We start from the raw sequence: 17,189 nt of genomic DNA on the forward strand, positions 1-17,189 counted from the left end.
GGCGCCAAATCGCTTGCGCGCCCGACCACGGCCGCATGGACGCCCGGAAAGCTGAACCCGTGACCCTGCATCGCTACCGTTCCCACACCTGCGGCGCGCTCCGCGAGAGCGACATCGGCGCCTCCGTGCGCCTCTCCGGCTGGTGCCACCGCATCCGCGACCATGGCGGCGTGCTCTTCATCGACCTGCGCGACCATTACGGCCTGACCCAGGTCGTGGTCGATCCGGATTCGCCGGCCTTCGCCGATGCCGAGAAGGCCCGCTCGGAATGGGTCATCCGCATCGACGGCAAGGTCAAGCCGCGCCTCGCCGGCACCGAGAACGCCAACCTCGCCACCGGCGCGGTCGAGGTCTTCGCCACCGGGCTCGAAGTGCTCGGCCCTTCGGCCGAACTGCCGCTGCCGGTCTTCGGCGACCTCGAATATCCCGAGGACACCCGCCTCAAATACCGCTTCCTCGACCTGCGCCGCGACAAGCTGCACAGCAACATCATGCTGCGCACCAAGGTGATCGACTCGCTGCGCCGGCGCATGCAGGCCTCGGGCTTCTCCGAGTTCCAGACGCCGATCCTGACCGCGTCCTCGCCTGAGGGGGCGCGCGACTTCCTGGTGCCGAGCCGGCTGCATCCCGGCAAGTTCTATGCCCTGCCGCAGGCGCCGCAGCAGTACAAGCAGCTGCTGATGATGGCGGGCTTCGACCGCTACTTCCAGATCGCGCCCTGCTTCCGCGACGAGGACCCGCGCGCCGACCGCCTGCCCGGCGAGTTCTACCAGCTCGACGTTGAGATGAGCTTCGTCGAGCAGGAGGATGTGTTCGGTACGATGGAACCGGTGATCGCCGGCGTCTTCGAGGAGTTCGGCGAGGGCAAGTCCGTCACCCGCAACTGGCCGCGCATTCCCTATGCCGAGGCGCTGCGCAAGTACGGCTCCGACAAGCCGGACCTGCGCAACCCGATCGAGATGCAGGACGTCTCGGAGCATTTCCGCGGTTCGGGCTTCAAGGTCTTCGCCCGCATCCTCGAGGGCGAGAAGAACCGCGTCTGGGCGATTCCCGCCCCGGGGGGCGGCTCCCGTGCCTTCTGCGACCGGATGAACTCCTGGGCGCAGGGCGAGGGCCAGCCCGGCCTCGGCTATCTCATGGTCAAGGAAGGCGGCGAAGGGCAGGGCCCGATCGCCAACAACATCGGCCCCGAGCGCGTTGCGGGAATCGTCGAGCAGATGGGCCTGAAGGCCGGCGACGCCTGCTTCTTCGCGGCGGGCGATCCCGACAAGTTCTACAAGTTCGCCGGCAGCGCCCGCAACAAGGTCGGCTCCGAGCTCGGGCTGATCGACGAGAACGCCTTCGCCTTCGCCTGGATCGTCGACTTCCCGATGTTCGAGTACAACGAGGACGAGAAGAAGGTCGACTTCTCGCACAACCCGTTCTCGATGCCGCAGGGCGGCCTGAAGTCGCTGGTCGAAGATGATCCGCTGACGATCAAGGCGTTCCAGTACGACATCGCCTGCAACGGCTACGAGCTCGCCTCCGGCGGCATCCGCAACCACCGTCCCGAGGCGATGGTGAAGGCCTTCGAGATCGCCGGCTATGGCGAGGAGACGGTGATCGAGCGCTTCGGCGGCATGTATCGCGCCTTCCAGTACGGCGCGCCGCCGCATGGCGGCATGGCCGCTGGCGTCGACCGCATCATCATGCTGCTCGCCGGGGCGACGAACCTGCGCGAGGTCGCGCTGTTCCCGATGAACCAGCAGGCCGTCGACCTGCTGATGGGCGCGCCTTCGCCGGCGAGCACGAAGCAGCTGCGCGAGGCGCATCTGCGCGTGAACCTGACCGAAAAGGAAGGCTGAGCGAGCCATGGCCTTCCTGCCTGCCGGGCGAGCCCTGCTGCTCGCCTGCTTCGTCGCGCTGCCGCTCGGCGCCTGCGTCGCCGGCCATGCCGACAGCGCCGCCGGGCGCGCTTCCCTGCTGGCGACGACCGTGTCGCGCGCCATCGCCTGCAAGGCCGGCTCGCCGCAGCGCACGACGCTGGATCGCTTCCTCGCCGCCGAGAAGGCGCGCGGGGCGAGCGACGAGCAGCTTGCGGCGGCCCGTTCGGCCTATGTCTCGATCTCCGAGGCCGAGACGATCAACCAGGACATCCGCCCGCAGCCCTGCACCGCCGAGGAGCGGGCGACCTTGCGCGGCAAGATGAACGATGTCCGCGCCGGCCGCTTCGAGGCGCCCTGACCGTCCATGATCGCGCTGAAGCCCAGTCTCGTCGCGCTCGCGGCCATGAGCCTTGCCGGCTGCACCGCCGTCGGGCCGATGCCGGGCACGCCCGAGTTCACCGCCGCGCAGGTCTCGCGCGCCTATGATTGCGGGCTGAGGGTCGACCGCAACGGCATCATCGCCCGCCTGCCGGCCGAGCAGCGCGGCCGCTTCGTCGCCGCCAATGCGAGCTATGCGGTGAAGTCCTACAACGCGCCGCGCCGCTGTGAGGCGCATGAGCGCGAACGGCTCCAGGCGGAGCTGCGCCTGGGTTCCAAGCGCTGATCGCCTCTTGCCTCGCGCCGCTCATCCCGCGCAGATGCAGGCCATGAGCCATTCCGCCACCGACGTCACCGCCATCGTCGTCAGCTTCGACAGCGCTAGGGTGCTGCCGGCCTGCCTCGCCGCGCTGGCAGGCGAGGGCGTTACGACCATCGTCGTCGACAATGCCAGCGGCGATGCTTCGGCCGATGTCGCGGCGCGGAGCGGCGCCCAGGTCCTGCGCAACGAGCGCAACGAGGGCTATGGCCGTGCCAACAATCAGGGCGTAGGCGCGGCGACGACGCCCTTCGTCCTGATCGTCAATCCCGATCTCGAAATCCAGCCCGGAGCAGTCGCAGCCCTGCTGGCGGCGGCGGAAGCCTATCCCGACGCGGCCGCCTTCGCACCGCGGCTGGTCGAGCCCTCGGGCCGTGTCTTCCTGCAGCCGCGCTCGCTGCTCTCGCCGGATCATCTCAACCGGGCACGCCGGATCGTCCTGCCGGAGGGCGATGCCTGCCTGCCCTTCCTGTCGGGTGCCTGCCTGCTGCTGCGGCGCGAGGTCTTCCTGGGGCTCGGCGGCTTCGATCCCGCGATCTTCCTGTTCTACGAGGATGATGATCTCTGCCGCCGCCTGCGCGAGGTCGGCCACGCGCTGGTCCATGTCGACGCCGCGAGCGCGCGTCACGGGCGCGGCAAGTCCAGTGCGCCGTCGCCGCAGCGCCGTTTCACTGCGCGCTGGCATCTGGCCTGGTCGGAATACCATGTCGCCCGCAAATGGGGGCTGACGGAGCCAGGTCTTTGGAAGATCGCCGAAAACCTAGCCAAGGCAATCGGTTACGGGCTGCTCTTGAATCGCGACAAGATGTACGCCCATGCGGGCTCGGCCCTGGGCGCGCTGTCCGGCCGGGCCGGCCGCAGCGCGCTGGCGCAGCAAGGGCTGGGCGAAAAGCCCTTGCTCAGAGATGCAGGTCCTTCATCGGCGTCGCGATGATCCGGCGGATCTCGCGGAACTGGCGCATGACGAGCCGGCCCTTGCGCATGAAGTTGCTCGACCCGGCGAGCAACTCCGCCTCGCGCGCGGCGAAGGCGGCCTTGCCGGTCTGGGTCGGGATCGGGCTGAGCGCGACCGGCGCGTCGGCGAGGCCGGCGGCGTTGATCTCGGCCAGCGCCGGCTCGGACCCACGCAGGCTCTTGCCGATCGCGATCCGCGCCGCGTCGAGGCGGCTCTGGCTCGCATCGAACACCGGCTTCTGCATCACCGCGCTGGAATCGCGCCACTGGATGCCCTTGCGATAGGCCGGCACCCATTGCACCTGCGCCTCGAGCAAATTGAGGCCGGCATAGCGGGCGAGCGCCGCGAAGGCGTCGTCATAGAAGCGCCAGCAATCGACCGGGAAGCGATGGCGCGGCCCGCCGCCGGGCGAGGTGATGAAGGCAAGGCCATTGCCCTTCAGCACGCGCGAGATCTCCAGGATGGTGATCCAGAAATACTCGGCGTGCTCGAAGACCTCGGAGCAAGTGACGACGTCGACGGAGCCGGTGGCGATCTCCTTCCAGTCATAGGGATCGGCGACCACGACCTCGACGTTCAGCCCCGGCTCGATATCCATGCCGACCAAAGTCCAGGCCGGATTGCCCATCACGTCGCGATTGGACAGCGACTGGCCGTCGACGATGGCGGAGCCGACATCGAGCACCGTGAGAGGGGTCGTCTCGACATCGGCGAGATAGGCCTTGCGGAAGACCCGCGCCTTGTCGTTCGCGGAAGCGTGCATGAAACCGTCCAGATTGCGTGGGGTATCGCGGAGAAACTCGAAGGCAGGCTCTAGAGCATCGGACCGAAAAGTGGAATCCACTTTTCGGATCGATCCGATGCCCGTGTAATCGACCCGATCGCCGTTTTACGTCCAAGGACGCATGGCGATCGAGTCGAGCCGCCCGGCCTTCTCCAGTTGATTTTATGACGCGGCGCCGGGCAGATCCTCGATCCGCTCCGACAGCAGCGTCGGGATGAGGCGCCTGACCTCGGCTTCCGGAAGCAGCCACCATTGGCTGCGCAGCAGCGCCGCGATGCGTTCCTCGCTCATCCGGTAGCGCACGACGCGGGCTGGATTGCCGGCAACGATCGCATAGGGCGGCACATCTTTCGCCACCACCGCGCGCGCCGCCACCACCGCGCCATGGCCGATGGTGACGCCGGACAGGATCAGCGCCTGCGAGCCCAGCCAGACGTCGTGGCCGATGACGGTGTCGCCACGCGAGACATGGCTGCCGTCGAGTCCGACCGATTCCGGCCAGAGGCCGGGCAAGGCGGGGAACGGATAGGTCGTCGCCCATTCGGTGCGGTGGTTGCCGCCGAGCATGATCTCGACCCCATCGGCGATGGAGCAATAGCGGCCGATGGTGAGCTTCGAGCCGCTCTCGGCGAAACGCACCTTCGGGCGGCCATAGGTATAAGCGCCGATCGCGATCTGCCCGCGCCGGCGCGCCAGCAGATGGGCGAGATGCAGGCGCGTCTGGTTGTGCGGGTTGATCCAGCGGCGCAGATAGCTGCGTGGGCCGGTCGGGAGACCGGCCCACCAGATGGCGAGGGCACCCGGACGCCATTCGGCGTCCGGAGCTGGCAGGATAGACGAGCTCAAGGCGTCGACCTCACTCCGCCGTGGCGTCGACGTCGATCTTGTCGAAGATCTCGGTCGGCTCGCCGAGCGCGATCACGTCGGCCAAGCCGAGGCCGGCCGGAGTCTTGGCGGTGGCCTTGACGGTCAGCGTGCCCGGCTTGGCGACGAAGCGGGCGACCGCGTTCGCCAGCGCCTTGGCACCGTCCGATGGGCCGAGGATGGCGGCAAGGCCGAGGCTCGCCATCATGCCGTATTCGCGGCGGACCTCATCGACCTTGCGCTTCGATTTCTTCGCCTCGTTCTCGACCAGCTTCTCGGCAAGGCCGAGATTCTGCAGCTTGAGCTCGACATTCTTGGCGGTGGCGCCGAGCAGCGCGACCTGCGCCAAGGCGAGGTCGCCGGTGAAGACCTCCTTGCCGATATTGCCGAGCATGCCGGTGGCGTCGAGCCTGGCCATGCCGGCGCCGCCGAGCGAGAGCGTGCGGATGGCGAACTCCTTGCTCGCTTCCTGCCAGGCGAGGGAGAGCTTCGCCGAGAGGTCGATGTTACGGTAGCCCATCGCCAGCAGGTCCTTGGCGGCGGGATTGTCGGCGCTCTCGACGATCGGGAAGGTGATCTTGTCGAGGCTCAGCGTCATGTCGGTCGGGATGCCGTTGAGCTGCTCGCCGGCTTTGAGCTCGAAACTGCCGAGGCCGACCTGGATCGGCGGGCCGGCCGGACGGCCGCGCTTGCCGTCCTGCGGCACGCTCATCTGCACGCCGCTCATCTTGACCGTGCCGAGCTTCGGGATGAAGCGGCGGAAGTCGAGCGTCTTGATGTCGACCGCGGAGTTGGCGACGGCCTTGACCTCGCGGATGACGCCTTCCAGCGAGAAGCCGGAATAGCCGATGAGGCCGATGACGCCCTTGGCGCCGCTGCCTTCGAACTGCAGCCCCTCGATGGCGACGCCCGACTTGTCAGGCGCATCCTCGCCGAAGGCGATGCGCGAAACGCGCATGTCGACCGGCTCGGCCTTGGCGCCGGGCTTGGGCGGCGTCTTCAGCGCCATCACGAGGTCGCGGACCTCGCCGCTGCCATAGTCGACGGCTTCGAAGATCTCGGCCATGGCGAGCAGCAGCTTGCGCTCGCGCGCCTCGCTGAGCGCCGGGTCTTCCTTGCTGTTGAGATCGCGCGAGGCCTTCTCCGATTCGTCGCTGAGCACGGCGATGCGGGTCAGGAGCTCACCCATCGGCTCGGAGGCGACGCGCGCCTTGAAGCCGCGCATCGAGGCCTTGCCGGCAGTGATCTTGCCCTGCTCGCCGAGGTCGAGGACGTAGCCGTCCTGGTCGACCTTGCCGATGATCGGCTGCAGCGGCGCGGTCTCGCCGGGCTTGGCCTTCTCGCCGAAGATACGGGCGATCTGCATCAGGTCGAGCACTTCGAAGCTGGTGCGCTTGATCTCGCCGTTCATCGGGCCGGTGGCCGCACCCTCGACCTTGATCGAGCCGTCGCTCGCTTCGCCGCGTCCGATCCGGCCTTCGCTGATGTCGGAGAACTTGATGTTGCGATAGGTGGTGACCTGCTTCTGCGGCCCGAAATTCTGCTCCATCACCAGGGTCGGCGCGCTGATCTCGCTGGCGGTGAGCTTGCCGAGCCGGGCGATCGCGCTCTCGCCGGGCTGGACCGCCTGGCTCGTGCCGGCGATCGCGCCGGCAACGCCGCCGGCCGGGGTCGCGCTGGTGCCCGACAGGAGCAGCGCGCGGAAGCTGTCGCGGTCGAGCGGCGTGCCCTTCACGTCAAGCTTCGGGATCGAGACGACGAACTTGCCGAAGTCGAGCTTCAGATTGTCGAGCTGGAAGTCGGCGGCGAAGGCAGGGCTCCCCAGGAGGAGAAGCAGGAGCCCTGCCGCGGGCAGCGGCCGGGAGCTGGCGAGGCGTCGGCCGGGCGAAATCGTCATTGGTGGTCTCCTGAAGCATCGTCGAGGCCCGTGAGCGCATAGCCCGAGCCAAGCTCCGTTTGATGGCGTCAGAGGCGTTTTCGCCGACGGCGCGGCGAAAACGCTTCCGGTTGGAAGTCGGCGCAGACCCTGCCGCAAGGCGGCGGCGAAAGGAAGATGCGAGCACGCCCGATCGGTGAAAAGCTTGACGGCGAGGCGCGGCTTCGTGCCATTGGCCCCAGAACTGCCACGAGGCCGCGGCAAGGCTGCGGTGGGGATGGCTGTCGGGCGCGAGGCGCGATGATGTCTGTTGTGGAACGTTTGCTGCGGGGCGTCTTCGCCGCCGTGCTGGTCGTCGGCGCCTTCGCCATGCTGCCCGAACCTGCGCGGGCCCAGAATGTGCCCGCCAGCGGCATGGAGCCGCTCACCATCGTCACGAGTTCCGGCCGTCACGCCTTCCAGGTCGAGGTCATGCGCACGCCGGACCAGCGCGCGCGCGGCCTGATGCATCGCCAGTTCATGCCGGCCGATCGCGGTATGCTCTTCGACTTCAAGCAGGTCGAGCCGGTCGCGATGTGGATGCAGAACACCTACATCTCGCTCGATATGCTGTTCATCCGCGCCGACGGCACGGTCGCCCGCATCGCCGAGCGGGCCGAGCCGCTGTCGACTCGGACGATTCCATCGGGCGAGCCGGTGCTCTCGGTGCTCGAGATCAATGCCGGTATCGCCGAGAAGCTCGGCATCAAGCCCGGCGACAAGGTCGAGCACCCGCTGTTCAAGCGCTGATCTCTCTTGGCCTGTCTCTTCGGCCGGCCATCCTGCTCAGCCCAGTTCTCCGGCGATGGCGCGGCAGGTGGCGAGCAACTCCGCCAGCGCCTCGCGATGCTGCGGGGGCGCTTCGCGCCGGTTCAGATAGGGAACGACGATGCTGGCGATCGCCTGGCCCTTGCGGTCGAGGATCGGTGCGCTGATGTCGGTGACACCGACGACGTCATGGCTGTCGGCGATCAGGAAACCGTCCGCCGCGATCGCCGCCAGATCGGGCTCCGAGCCGGCCCCGTCCCGGAAGGCGAGGATGACCTGGCCGGAGGTCGAAGCGGAAGCGGGCCGGCGATAGCCTAGCCGCAACGTGAAATTGATGTCGCCCGGGCCGGCGACTGCGACGATCACCACGGTCTCGCCCTTGCTCAGCACAACCAGATGCGCTGACTGGCCGATCTTTTCGCTCAGCGCCTCCAGTGCTGGCGTCGCGACGGCAACCAGGTCGCGGGCGCGCGGCACCCGCATGCCGAGCTCGAACAGACGGTTGCTGAGCGCAATCTCGTCGGTCGCAGGATCGCGATCGAGATAGCCGCGCTCGATCAGCACGAACAGCATGCGGAAGATCTCGTTCTTCGAGCGCCCGAGCCGCTCGGCAATCGCCCGCGCCGAAAGCGGTGTCTGCGCCAGCGCCAGCAACTCGATGATCTCCAGGCCTTTTTCCAGAGCGGGTGCCGGATAGGGGCGGGAGCGGGCATCGGCGGCGGTTTCGGCCGTCATCTGATGTCTCCGGTTTGATTTATTAGCGAAGCTTGACTGCATATACGAAACCGATAGCATTCCGCTAGGTCATTGCCGCTGCTGCCGGGGAGGGCAGGTGCGACAGGCCGCCCGGTCGCAGAAGCGGCCGGCAACAACAGTCAACATCGGGGGAGCATCATGGCACGCGGTTTCAGATCGACGTTGTTTGCCGCCCTTGCCCTGTTCACCGGGCTGATCGCCAGCCTGGAGGCCCATGCGGACAAGCTCGACGACATCCTGTCCAAGGGCGTGGTGCGCATCACCGTCTTCGCCGATGTGCCGCCCTTCGGCATGATGAACGCCAAGCGCGAGCTCGAAGGCTTCGACGTCGACATGGCCAAGCTCGTCGCCAAGTCGCTCGGCGTGAAGCTGGAGCTCGTGCCGGTGCCGGCGGCGAGCCGCATCCCGTTCCTGCTCACCGACAAGTCCGACATGAACATCGCGGCGATGTCGATCACCGCCGAGCGCGCCCACCAGGTGATGTTCAGCGCGCCCTATGCCGACACCTCGCTCGCGGTCTACGGCGCCAAGGCGCTGGCGGTGAAATCGGGCGCCGATCTCGGCAAGAGCCGCATCGCGGTTGCCAAGGGCACGACCGAGGATCTCGTGCTCTCGGCGCTGGCGCCGTCCGCCGACATCATGCGCACCGAGGACAATGCGACGGCGGTGCAGGCCTATCTGGCGGGCCATGCGCAATTGCTCGCTGCCAACAGCGTCGTCGTGGTCGAGCTCGCCAAGCAGAACCCGGCCAAGGAATTCGACTTCAAGTTCGCGCTGCGGCGTGCTCCGGCGCACATCACCATTCGGCGCGGCGAGCACGATCTGCTGCGCTGGCTCGATACGCTGATCTTCCAGAGCACGCTGAACGGCGATCTCGACGAGCTCCACAAGAAGTGGCTGGGCGGGCCGATGCAGCCGCTGCCGGCGCTCTGAGGACGATTCGGAGATGTCGAGGCACGACTTCACGGCCGAGGAGTTCGCCGATCGGCGTGCCCGCGTCCGGCGGGCGATGGCGGAGCAGGGGCTGGACTGGCTCGTGCTCTTCCATCCCGTCTCGATTCGCTGGCTGACCGGCTCGGACGCCAAGAGCTATCAGGAATTCCAGTGCCTGCTGGTCCCGGCGGCGGACGGGCCGCTGGCGATGATGGCGCGCGAGGGCGAGCGGGCCGAGATTCTGGACGATGCGCTGGTCGACCGGCTGGAGACCTTCGGCGGTGGCGAGAACGAGGATCCGCTGCCGCGATTCGCCCGCCTGGCCGACGAGCTCGGTCTTCTGGCGGGCCGCGTCGGCGTCGAGGTGCCGGCCTACTACCTCCACCCGCATCACCACAGCGCGATCCGCGACCTGTTCGGCTCGGCCTTCATCGAGGCGACCAATCTCGTCCACGATCTCAGCCTGGCGAAATCGCCGGCCGAGCTTGGCTACATCAGGCGGGCGGCGGCGATCGCCGACGAGACGCTGACTGTCTTCGGCTCGGCGCTACGCGCCGGTCGCAGCGAGCTGGAGGTCGCCGGCGAGATCTATGGCGCGCTGCTGGCGCGCGGCAGCGGCCTCGCAGCGAGCCCGATCAACCTCGTTTCCGGCGAGCGCTCCTGCTACAGCCATGGCGCGCCGACCGAACGAAGGCTGCAGCCTGGCGACTATGGCAGCGTCGAATATGGCGCGACGGTCCGGCGCTATACCGCGACGCTCGGCCGGCAGTTCTGCCTCGACCTGCCGACCGCCAGGATGCGCGAGCTCCACGAGATTGTGCGCCGTGCCTGCGATGCCTGCATCGCCGAGATTCGCGATGGCGCTCCCGCGACTGCGCCGCACGAGGCGGCCAAACGCGTGATCGGCGAGGCCGGCCTCGAACATGGCCGCGTCCACACCTCCGGCTACGGGCTGGCGCCCGGCTTCCCGCCGAGCTGGGGCGAGCCGATGCACATGATCGGAGCCAGCCCCTACACCTTGCGCGCCGGCATGGTCGTCAGCGTCGAGCCGCCGGTCTTCCTGCACGGGGAAGGGCTGGGCGCGCGCATCATCGACAACGTCCTGGTCACCCGTGACGGCTGCGAATTGCTGACCCGGAGCTCGCGCGATTTGATCGTCGTCTAGACGCTAGGGCGCCGCGAGCAGTTCCCATCCTGCCGGTTCGATGCTATGGCGTAGCGCGTTGCTTCGCCTCATCGAGGTGCGGCGGCGGTTCGGCAAGTGATTCCATGCACTTGCAGGATATTCGGGGTATAGCGCAGCCCGGTAGCGCATCTGCTTTGGGAGCAGATTGCCTAATCATCCAATCCTCTTGATTTCGCTGGTGTTTTCCGCCTCGGTTCCCGTCTCCTGGGAACTTTCGCGGGAAGAATGCGCGGAATCCATCGCGCGGCGCAGATCGTCCTCCGTCGCGTGAGCATACTTCATCGTCGTCGCGATCGAGGCGTGCCGGGCCAGCTTCTGCCCCAGCTTCAGGTTGCCGCTGTCGCGGACCAAGCGCGTGATGCCGGTGTGGCGATTGTCGTGGAAGCGATAGCCCATCAGCGGGTCAGCCTTCGACGACTTCATGCCGGCGCGCTTCCGGGCGCGGCGGAACTCGGTCTTGAGCCCTTCCATGGTGATCGGCCGCGGCGTCAGGTTATCGACGCCTTCCTCGTGCCGCTCGGGCTTGTAGAGCCAGATCGGTCCGGACGGGCTCGTCTCGCCGGCCGGGATGACGCTGCGCAGAATGCGCTCCATCTCGACAGAGAGCGGGATGAAGGCGATGACGTCGCCCTTGCCGACGAGGTTCAGGCGCCGGCCGCCCCAGTCGACATGCTCCCATTTCATTGCAAGCAGCTCGTGCCGGCGCAGCGCTGACAGGACCGCAAACCGGATGATCGCCTGATAGGAGGGCCGGAGCTTGGCGAAGAGCTTCTCCTCTTCGGTGTCGGTCAGCTCGCGGACACGCTCTTTCGGCTCGTCGAGAAGGTGAGCCGCCCATTCGATCTTGGCGACCTTCTGGCCCCAGAGCGAAGCACGGCGCAGGATCGCACGAAGCGGCTCCAGCACGGTCCGGTTGACCGTTGAATCTGCCACCTTCTCAGTCTGGCGCTGGACGACAAGCCGCGCGACGACATTGTCGTCGATCTTGCTGACCAGCGTGCTCTTGCCGATCTTGGCCTGGAGCCACGCGAGATAGCGCTCGACCTCTGTCGAGCGTGCGCGCTTGCCGCCTTTCTCGCCATACCATCGGGTCGACGCGACGGCGAAGGTCATCGGCTCGTCTCCGGCGTCCTGCGCCGCGATGGTATCCGCTTCCCGGCGCTTGTCCTTGACGAACTTCTCTGCCGCTCTGCGCTCCGTTTCGCCCGTAGATCCGCGAAATCGATGACCTCTAACCCTGAAGTCGTACGCGTAGACGCCGGCCTTTTCGTCCCAGTAGATTCCTCTGACCTTGGCTGCCATTGGGTGCGCCTCCTGCGCGCAATGAAGTCGTCGAGATCGGAAGGGGAAAGCCGCCACGACGGGCGCCCTCCGGTTCCGACATCGACAGCAGCAACATCGCCGCTTCGAATCAGCTTGCGCAACTGGCGCTCGCAGATGCCGAGCGCCTCGGCGGCCTGAGCCATGGGGATCAGTGAGGCCATCCTCACCTCCCGCCCATATGCGGCCAGTCGCCAGGAGCGTCTTCCATCGGTTCGGGAAGAGGTCGGGAGTTGGCGATCCAGAGCGCGGCGCGAATGAGCCCGTAGACGATCAAAGCCGCGATGATGCCTGCGGAGAAGCCTTGCCAGGTGATCATGCCGCAACTCCTTCCACGGCCGTGCACGCGATCCGTCGCTTTCGATCTCGAATTGCGACCTTCTCGGACACCGACATGTGCCCAGCCTCGCGATTACAGGGCACGCAAGCGATAACGAGGTTGGAGATGTGGTTGGGGCCGCCATGAGCCTTCGCGACCAGGTGCTCGACGGTGACCTCGCTGCTGTCAGCCGACAGGAAGCCTGCTTCGCAGAACCAGCACCATAGGCCATCGCGCCCCGCGATTTCCTCGACCAAGTGGCGCAATTGCTTGCGCGCCTTCGACTCGGGAGAGAGGCGCATACGATTGCCGCGCTCAAAAGCCTCGCGGGCGACGACGAGCGGCTCGGGCCAAGTCTGTGTGCCTTTGGCGTTCCGGTAGACGACTTGGACACCGTCGCAGGTCGTCGCGCGAAGAATTTCCCATTGGCTGGTCGGGGCCGAGAGGACGGCGCCGCAATCGGTCAGCCATGCTTTGAAGGCTTCGACATCGAAAGCCATCGGCCGCTTCATGCCAGCACCTCGTAGAGGCTGCCGATGCCGACGAGCGGGATCAGCAGGAAGAGGATGAGCGCCGCAGCGCGGTCTCCGATCTCGTCGACCGTCCAGGCGTTGGTGATCACGCCGTCATCGACGGTGCGCTTCTCAATGCACCAAAGGCGCTTGCCGATCTTGGCGCTGGGCGCATAGCGATCGAACGCCTCGGCGCAGAGTTCAGGATCCAGATATTCGGGCAGCGCCGGGATGGTGCCGCGGACGATACCCTCGACGACCTTACGTGCGCCGGCTTCGCTGTCGACAGGGATGTAATAGCGGACGGTCATACGAACCTCCGGGGCGGAAGGGATTTCGTCAGATCGCGCGAGGCGGTGCACTGAGGCGGAGCCCGGCGCTTGGGCGGCTTCGGCCACGGCCGGCGCTCGCGCACGCCGAAGTGCTTGTCCTCACGCCGGCGCGCCTTGGCGATGTCCGTCACGTCGCCCTGCGTCTTGAGGCGATGGCAGGGTCGGCAGAGCGGGCGCAGGTTGTCGTCGGTGTCGTCGCCACCGATCTCAAGCGGAATATGATGGTCGAGGTCGAAGCCGCGTTCATCCGTCGGGCGGAAACACATCTGGCAGGTCTTGTTGAAGCGCTTCCAGATGGCCCGACGCGCCTTGTCGGAGCGGCGATGGCGCTTCATGCCGCCCTCCCGAGCTCGGTCACCTCGCATTCGAGGATGACGGCAAGCAGCTCGAGTACGTCAGACTTCGACGCCTGAAAGCGCTCGCGACCCATCGCCTTCATCGACTGACTCTCGGCGGTCCAGACAGTGACGACGCAGCCTTCAGCCCGCACGACGGCATAGCTGTCCATGGGCTCGACGAACGCGGCGATTTGCTTCGCCTCGTCTTCGCTATTCGCGACGATCTGGCGCTGCGCCGCATAGCCGGCGCGGATCAGGCACCACTTGCGAAGATGCTCGCAGGTCGGGAACCGTTCCGCATGCCGCTCCGGCAGTGTCTGCCACGCCTCGTTGATCGAGGCGAAGTAGTGCGCATGCGACTTCGCCGAGCGCTGCTCGATCGCTTCGAGGTTGTAGACCTCGCCGATGACGAAAGCCGCATCGCAGCGCTTCGCGAAGCCGGGCAAGGGCTGCATGACTGAGCCGTCCCAGCGGAAGGGAAGGGCGGCGTTCATGCCGCCTCCTTGCATTCGTAGGCGCGGACGCGGTCGACGATGATGTCGAGTTCAGCGTTGAACTGGTCGACGCCCTGGGCGAGTTCGGCGATGTACGCCTCATCGCGGTATGCCCGCTTCACGAAGAGCGGCATGCCCGGCCAATAGACCGCGATGTCGACCCACTCGCGCTGGGCGACCCAGAGCTGTCCCTGGCACTGCGCCTTGTGCTCCGACGGGAATTCGTCGCGCAGCAGCACCTCGACCATGAGGTGAGGGAGCTTGGTCTTGATCTCGACCAACCCGTCGGCGCCGATCAGGCTGTCCGGTGAAGCGCCCTTCCGCCCGTTTCGGATGAAGCCGACGCGCTCACAGTCCCGATCGACCATGAACTCGTAAAGCGTGCGAGCTTCCGCTTCCATGGCGTGGCCGCGTTCGGTGTGCGCGTTGGAGAAACTCTCCATCGGCTGGCCGGTGACGATCTCCCCGGCCAGCTTGTAGAGGTAGGTCTGACGCGTCTTGCTGTCCCCGCCGCCGCGACCCTTAGCCATCACGGTCGCGAACTCGGAGGCGGTTGGGATGCCCATGCGCGCCTGGAACCACTCCGGCGTGTTCTGATCGCAGCTGATGATCTGCATCACCGGCCTCCGCTCTTCGCGTTGAGCATGCGCACCGCCTGCTCGAACTTGGAGGCTGGCAGGTCGCCAAGCGCTTCGATCTGGAAATGCTTCAGGAAGCGCGGCTTGTCGGCGTTGACGCTGCCCATCAGCTCGACGAGATCGCCAAGCTGTTCCTCGTTGACAACGTCGGCGTCGACGTCGCCGCCGGAAGCCCGCCCGTCGTCGTCGGCGGAGGATGCCAAGCCGAGCGCGGCCTTGAGCGTGTAACGCTGCAGATAGGTGATCGTGCTGCCCATCTGCTGGATAGCGTTCTTCTTGCCGCTGTCGTCGCGGGCGGCCATCAGCGTGTTCGTGACGGTGTGACCATCGCGGTGACCAAGGATGCACGTGACGATGATCGGCTGATTGAGGTCCGACTTCGTGTCGAACCGATATGAGAGCCCGTGCTTCCCGAGGATCGGATCGATCGCGCGTGCAATTTCGCCGAGATCCTCGTGCGAATATTCCGTGCGGCTTTTCCTGTCCTGGCTCTCGTACGAGACGTGCCGGTTCTTCGTGATGACCGGGAACTCGGCCTTTGCCGCGGCGAGCGCGGCGTCGAAGGCCTTGCGCGCTTGGTTGGCCTCGATCTTCTCATGGAGGGCCATGAGCTTCTCGATCATCTCCATGTTCGCGCCGCTCGCGACTGCCTGACTGATCATCGCCATCGGCGTGACGGGGGTGACTGCGAAGCTCGGCGAAGGAAGAGGCTCGTCGTTGTGCAGAACGGTCAATGCAGCTTGGCTCATGTCGTCCTCAGAATTTAAGGGTGACGGCAGGGACGGTCCCGGCCACGATGGCGAGCACGATCTTCTTGGCTGTCGCCTCGCCGATGCCGCCGTGCTCCATCAGCGCTTCCTTGGCGGAGCGCATGATGTTGCTGCGGTGCTCCACGTCGGCTTGCCGGCGGGCTTCCTCGGCCGCCTGTTCGGCAGCGCGCTGCTCTTCAGCTTCCTTGGCCTCGCGCTGGCGACGCTGCTCATCAGCCAGCGCCTGGGCGGCAGCCTGTGCCTTCTCGCGCTCGGCTGCGATGGCCTTGTCAGCTTCCGCACGAATGCGCGCTTCGGCTTCGTCGGCGGCTCTCTTCTCGGCCTCCGCGAGACGCTGCTTCTCCGCCGCGGCAGATTCCTGACGCTGGCGCTCGGCCACTGCCTCGCGATCACGCTCCTCCTGAGCCGCGCGCAGGCGAGCAAGTTCAGCGCGCTCTTCGGCTGCTTGCGCAAAGGATGCGCGGACACCTTCCAGCTTCGATAGGGCGTCGGCTTTGGCTGCTTCGCCCCTGGCCTTCGATTCCTGGAAGTCATCGTCGATGGCGATGGCTTCCACCTGCGCAATGATCTGGTCGACCTCTTCCAAGGTTGCGCTCACAGGCACCGCCACTGGCGCTCGGTCGAAGATGATGAAGGCGCTGGTGACGCGATCCTGCCGGGTCTTCTCAGCAGCTTCCCACTTCGTCAGGGGCTCGCGCGCCCGGTCACGGCGAGCGTCGAGTTCCTGCTCGATGGTGCTCTTCAGTGCATTGACCGCTGCGGTCTTCTTCCTCCAGTCCTCGGTCAGCGCCTTGCCGGCGTCGATGATCGGGGTCTTGCGACGGGAGATTGAATAGGAAAGCGAGGCGATCGCCTTTCGGCCGCTCTCGGTCGAGAGATCGACCTCCAGAGCCTCGATCTCCCCGTCGATCTCCCTGAGCAGCGCAGGCAGGATGGCCTCATCGCGGAAGACGATGGCCGGCTCCTCCTTGACCATCTCGCCGATGGCCGCGGAGTTGTGGCCGATGCCGGCTGCAGCATGGGCGTTCATGAGAACTTCCTCTCCTGAATGGTGATGCCCTGCTCGCGGGCCAGTTGGGCGATGACGCGGGCGCGAAGCTCGCGACGCAGGGGCTCGGTCTTGCGATGGCGACGGGAGCGCTTCGCGATCTCACGCTGCAGCTCCGCGATCTCGGGCGAGGCCTTGGCGACGCGATTGGCGCGGCGCCATGCGAAGAAGGCGGCGAGGGCCTGACGTGCGAGGCGACGGATCACTGGCCACCTCCCGCCTTGGAGCGTTCGGCCAGGAGGGCGTCAGCCATGAGGTAGGACTCTCTGGCGACGTGCGCCTCCGGCGTCACGCCCTTGCGATCATGGATGAAGGCAAGCCATTGCTCGCGGTCCCCGACGATGGCCGCTGCAATCTGTGCCGCGATCCAGTCGCGAAGCGACATGCCCTCTTGAGGCATCGATACCGTCTTGCGATCGGGGGACCATGCTGCTGAACGAGGGAAAGCAGAGCCGCCATCGTCGATCTTGGTCATACCGTTGCCCTCCGCATGTCGGCGCGGAGCCAGTTAATCAGGCGCATGCAGAGCGCGCGGCGATCAGGGCAGCCATAGGTCAGCGCCGTGCGGAGATACCGAAGAGCGAGGCCCAGAAGCCCGCGCCAGCTCATCGCGGCGCCAAGCCCCTTACCGGCGATCTCGTCGCGCGCCGAAGCGATCCAGAAGTTGAAGCCGCTGAGATAGGTCGGGTCCATGA

23 protein-coding genes and 1 pseudogene are annotated in these 17,189 nt (G+C 66.6%); 7 read left to right on the forward strand and 17 right to left on the reverse strand.

Going from position 1 to position 17,189, the window contains the following annotated elements:
• Positions 1–65: 65 nt before the first annotated feature.
• From aspS to AC3WLC_RS14535, 4 genes are read left to right on the forward strand one after another with little or no spacing between them, the layout of a single operon-like run.
• Complete coding sequence (gene aspS / locus AC3WLC_RS14520) at positions 66–1,844, forward strand: aspartate--tRNA ligase (protein ID WP_493685385.1); 1,779 nt, start codon at positions 66–68, stop codon at positions 1,842–1,844.
• A 7-nt stretch (positions 1,845–1,851) separates the two neighbouring features.
• Positions 1,852–2,223, forward strand: a complete 372-nt coding sequence (locus AC3WLC_RS14525; RefSeq protein WP_493684644.1) for a hypothetical protein — start codon at positions 1,852–1,854, stop codon at positions 2,221–2,223.
• 6 nt (positions 2,224–2,229) lie between these two features.
• Positions 2,230–2,529, forward strand: a complete 300-nt coding sequence (locus tag AC3WLC_RS14530; protein ID WP_493684645.1) for a hypothetical protein — start codon at positions 2,230–2,232, stop codon at positions 2,527–2,529.
• A 43-nt stretch (positions 2,530–2,572) separates the two neighbouring features.
• Positions 2,573–3,496, forward strand: coding sequence for a glycosyltransferase family 2 protein (locus tag AC3WLC_RS14535; RefSeq protein WP_493684646.1), 924 nt, complete (start codon positions 2,573–2,575; stop codon positions 3,494–3,496).
• Here the strand turns inward: AC3WLC_RS14535 and AC3WLC_RS14540 are convergent.
• From AC3WLC_RS14540 to AC3WLC_RS14550, 3 genes are all read right to left on the reverse strand, one after another.
• Positions 3,462–4,280 carry a class I SAM-dependent methyltransferase gene (locus tag AC3WLC_RS14540; RefSeq protein ID WP_493684647.1) on the reverse strand — a complete coding sequence of 273 codons (819 nt, stop codon included), beginning with the start codon at positions 4,278–4,280 and terminating at the stop codon, positions 3,462–3,464. The two genes, AC3WLC_RS14535 and AC3WLC_RS14540, sit on opposite strands and share 35 nt — an antisense overlap.
• A gap of 183 nt (positions 4,281–4,463) precedes the next feature.
• Positions 4,464–5,051 carry a CatB-related O-acetyltransferase gene (locus AC3WLC_RS14545; protein ID WP_493685387.1) on the reverse strand — a complete coding sequence of 196 codons (588 nt, stop codon included), beginning with the start codon at positions 5,049–5,051 and terminating at the stop codon, positions 4,464–4,466.
• A gap of 106 nt (positions 5,052–5,157) precedes the next feature.
• Entirely contained in the window at positions 5,158–7,062 is a 1,905-nt protein-coding gene (locus AC3WLC_RS14550) for an aq_1923 C-terminal domain (RefSeq protein ID WP_493684648.1), read from the reverse strand.
• Positions 7,063–7,344: 282 nt separating this feature from the next.
• On the opposite strand from AC3WLC_RS14550, the gene AC3WLC_RS14555 reads away from it, so the two are divergent.
• Positions 7,345–7,830 carry a DUF192 domain-containing protein gene (locus AC3WLC_RS14555; RefSeq protein ID WP_493684649.1) on the forward strand — a complete coding sequence of 162 codons (486 nt, stop codon included), beginning with the start codon at positions 7,345–7,347 and terminating at the stop codon, positions 7,828–7,830.
• Positions 7,831–7,866: 36 nt separating this feature from the next.
• Here AC3WLC_RS14555 and AC3WLC_RS14560 read toward each other — a convergent pair whose 3' ends face one another.
• Entirely contained in the window at positions 7,867–8,583 is a 717-nt protein-coding gene (locus AC3WLC_RS14560; RefSeq protein WP_493684650.1) for an IclR family transcriptional regulator, read from the reverse strand.
• Positions 8,584–8,742: 159 nt separating this feature from the next.
• Between AC3WLC_RS14560 and AC3WLC_RS14565 the strand changes: the two genes are divergently transcribed.
• Positions 8,743–9,537, forward strand: coding sequence for a transporter substrate-binding domain-containing protein (locus AC3WLC_RS14565; RefSeq protein WP_493684651.1), 795 nt, complete (start codon positions 8,743–8,745; stop codon positions 9,535–9,537).
• 13 nt (positions 9,538–9,550) lie between these two features.
• Positions 9,551–10,702, forward strand: coding sequence for a M24 family metallopeptidase (locus AC3WLC_RS14570; RefSeq protein WP_493684652.1), 1,152 nt, complete (start codon positions 9,551–9,553; stop codon positions 10,700–10,702).
• A gap of 174 nt (positions 10,703–10,876) precedes the next feature.
• On the opposite strand, the gene AC3WLC_RS14575 is transcribed toward AC3WLC_RS14570, so the two are convergent.
• From AC3WLC_RS14575 to AC3WLC_RS14635, 13 genes and pseudogenes are all read right to left on the reverse strand, one after another.
• Positions 10,877–12,082, reverse strand: a complete 1,206-nt coding sequence (locus AC3WLC_RS14575) for a tyrosine-type recombinase/integrase (RefSeq protein ID WP_493684653.1) — start codon at positions 12,080–12,082, stop codon at positions 10,877–10,879.
• 11 nt (positions 12,083–12,093) lie between these two features.
• Positions 12,094–12,207: pseudogene (locus tag AC3WLC_RS14580) on the reverse strand (hypothetical protein); the annotation flags it as partial.
• A gap of 2 nt (positions 12,208–12,209) precedes the next feature.
• Positions 12,210–12,362, reverse strand: coding sequence for a hypothetical protein (locus AC3WLC_RS14585; RefSeq protein ID WP_493684654.1), 153 nt, complete (start codon positions 12,360–12,362; stop codon positions 12,210–12,212).
• A complete protein-coding gene (locus tag AC3WLC_RS14590; protein ID WP_493684655.1) occupies positions 12,359–12,862 on the reverse strand; it encodes an HNH endonuclease in 504 nt (167 codons plus the stop codon). The genes AC3WLC_RS14585 and AC3WLC_RS14590 overlap by 4 nt, the downstream gene beginning before the upstream one ends.
• 8 nt (positions 12,863–12,870) lie before the next feature.
• Entirely contained in the window at positions 12,871–13,185 is a 315-nt protein-coding gene (locus AC3WLC_RS14595; protein ID WP_493684656.1) for a hypothetical protein, read from the reverse strand.
• Complete coding sequence (locus tag AC3WLC_RS14600; protein WP_493684657.1) at positions 13,182–13,541, reverse strand: HNH endonuclease; 360 nt, start codon at positions 13,539–13,541, stop codon at positions 13,182–13,184. The genes AC3WLC_RS14595 and AC3WLC_RS14600 overlap by 4 nt, the downstream gene beginning before the upstream one ends.
• Positions 13,538–14,038, reverse strand: coding sequence for a hypothetical protein (locus tag AC3WLC_RS14605; RefSeq protein ID WP_493684658.1), 501 nt, complete (start codon positions 14,036–14,038; stop codon positions 13,538–13,540). The genes AC3WLC_RS14600 and AC3WLC_RS14605 overlap by 4 nt, the downstream gene beginning before the upstream one ends.
• Positions 14,035–14,658, reverse strand: a complete 624-nt coding sequence (locus AC3WLC_RS14610; RefSeq protein WP_493684659.1) for a lambda exonuclease family protein — start codon at positions 14,656–14,658, stop codon at positions 14,035–14,037. Before AC3WLC_RS14610 ends, AC3WLC_RS14605 begins: the two co-directional genes overlap by 4 nt.
• Positions 14,655–15,425, reverse strand: a complete 771-nt coding sequence (locus tag AC3WLC_RS14615; protein ID WP_493684660.1) for an ERF family protein — start codon at positions 15,423–15,425, stop codon at positions 14,655–14,657. Before AC3WLC_RS14615 ends, AC3WLC_RS14610 begins: the two co-directional genes overlap by 4 nt.
• A gap of 7 nt (positions 15,426–15,432) precedes the next feature.
• Positions 15,433–16,476, reverse strand: a complete 1,044-nt coding sequence (locus tag AC3WLC_RS14620) for a hypothetical protein (RefSeq protein WP_493684661.1) — start codon at positions 16,474–16,476, stop codon at positions 15,433–15,435.
• The gene (locus AC3WLC_RS14625) at positions 16,473–16,700 is read right to left on the reverse strand and encodes a hypothetical protein (protein ID WP_493684662.1); all 228 of its coding nucleotides are present in this window, start codon (positions 16,698–16,700) and stop codon (positions 16,473–16,475) included. The genes AC3WLC_RS14620 and AC3WLC_RS14625 overlap by 4 nt, the downstream gene beginning before the upstream one ends.
• On the reverse strand, positions 16,697–16,969 hold the full coding sequence (locus AC3WLC_RS14630) for a hypothetical protein (protein WP_493684663.1): 273 nt from the start codon (positions 16,967–16,969) through the stop codon (positions 16,697–16,699). Before AC3WLC_RS14630 ends, AC3WLC_RS14625 begins: the two co-directional genes overlap by 4 nt.
• Complete coding sequence (locus AC3WLC_RS14635; RefSeq protein ID WP_493684664.1) at positions 16,966–17,187, reverse strand: hypothetical protein; 222 nt, start codon at positions 17,185–17,187, stop codon at positions 16,966–16,968. Before AC3WLC_RS14635 ends, AC3WLC_RS14630 begins: the two co-directional genes overlap by 4 nt.
• Positions 17,188–17,189 lie beyond the last annotated feature (2 nt).

It is taken from the genome of Allobosea sp. GW821-FHT03A12, assembly GCF_058986765.1.

What these genes read in the sequence shown, in the direction of transcription:
- AC3WLC_RS14565 (WP_493684651.1), top strand. Translation starts at nt 8,743, where the DNA reads ATGGCACGCGGTTTCAGATCGACGTTGTTTGCCGCCCTTGCCCTGTTC.
- AC3WLC_RS14535 (WP_493684646.1), top strand. Translation starts at nt 2,573, where the DNA reads ATGAGCCATTCCGCCACCGACGTCACCGCCATCGTCGTCAGCTTCGAC.
- AC3WLC_RS14555 (WP_493684649.1), top strand. Translation starts at nt 7,345, where the DNA reads ATGTCTGTTGTGGAACGTTTGCTGCGGGGCGTCTTCGCCGCCGTGCTG.
- AC3WLC_RS14525 (WP_493684644.1), top strand. Translation starts at nt 1,852, where the DNA reads ATGGCCTTCCTGCCTGCCGGGCGAGCCCTGCTGCTCGCCTGCTTCGTC.
- AC3WLC_RS14530 (WP_493684645.1), top strand. Translation starts at nt 2,230, where the DNA reads ATGATCGCGCTGAAGCCCAGTCTCGTCGCGCTCGCGGCCATGAGCCTT.
- AC3WLC_RS14630 (WP_493684663.1), bottom strand. Translation starts at nt 16,969, where the DNA reads ATGACCAAGATCGACGATGGCGGCTCTGCTTTCCCTCGTTCAGCAGCA.
- AC3WLC_RS14600 (WP_493684657.1), bottom strand. Translation starts at nt 13,541, where the DNA reads ATGAAGCGCCATCGCCGCTCCGACAAGGCGCGTCGGGCCATCTGGAAG.
- AC3WLC_RS14595 (WP_493684656.1), bottom strand. Translation starts at nt 13,185, where the DNA reads ATGACCGTCCGCTATTACATCCCTGTCGACAGCGAAGCCGGCGCACGT.
- AC3WLC_RS14635 (WP_493684664.1), bottom strand. Translation starts at nt 17,187, where the DNA reads ATGGACCCGACCTATCTCAGCGGCTTCAACTTCTGGATCGCTTCGGCG.
- AC3WLC_RS14540 (WP_493684647.1), bottom strand. Translation starts at nt 4,280, where the DNA reads ATGCACGCTTCCGCGAACGACAAGGCGCGGGTCTTCCGCAAGGCCTAT.
- AC3WLC_RS14615 (WP_493684660.1), bottom strand. Translation starts at nt 15,425, where the DNA reads ATGAGCCAAGCTGCATTGACCGTTCTGCACAACGACGAGCCTCTTCCT.
- AC3WLC_RS14570 (WP_493684652.1), top strand. Translation starts at nt 9,551, where the DNA reads ATGTCGAGGCACGACTTCACGGCCGAGGAGTTCGCCGATCGGCGTGCC.
- AC3WLC_RS14585 (WP_493684654.1), bottom strand. Translation starts at nt 12,362, where the DNA reads ATGATCACCTGGCAAGGCTTCTCCGCAGGCATCATCGCGGCTTTGATC.
- AC3WLC_RS14560 (WP_493684650.1), bottom strand. Translation starts at nt 8,583, where the DNA reads ATGACGGCCGAAACCGCCGCCGATGCCCGCTCCCGCCCCTATCCGGCA.
- AC3WLC_RS14620 (WP_493684661.1), bottom strand. Translation starts at nt 16,476, where the DNA reads ATGAACGCCCATGCTGCAGCCGGCATCGGCCACAACTCCGCGGCCATC.
- AC3WLC_RS14550 (WP_493684648.1), bottom strand. Translation starts at nt 7,062, where the DNA reads ATGACGATTTCGCCCGGCCGACGCCTCGCCAGCTCCCGGCCGCTGCCC.
- AC3WLC_RS14605 (WP_493684658.1), bottom strand. Translation starts at nt 14,038, where the DNA reads ATGAACGCCGCCCTTCCCTTCCGCTGGGACGGCTCAGTCATGCAGCCC.
- AC3WLC_RS14590 (WP_493684655.1), bottom strand. Translation starts at nt 12,862, where the DNA reads ATGGCTTTCGATGTCGAAGCCTTCAAAGCATGGCTGACCGATTGCGGC.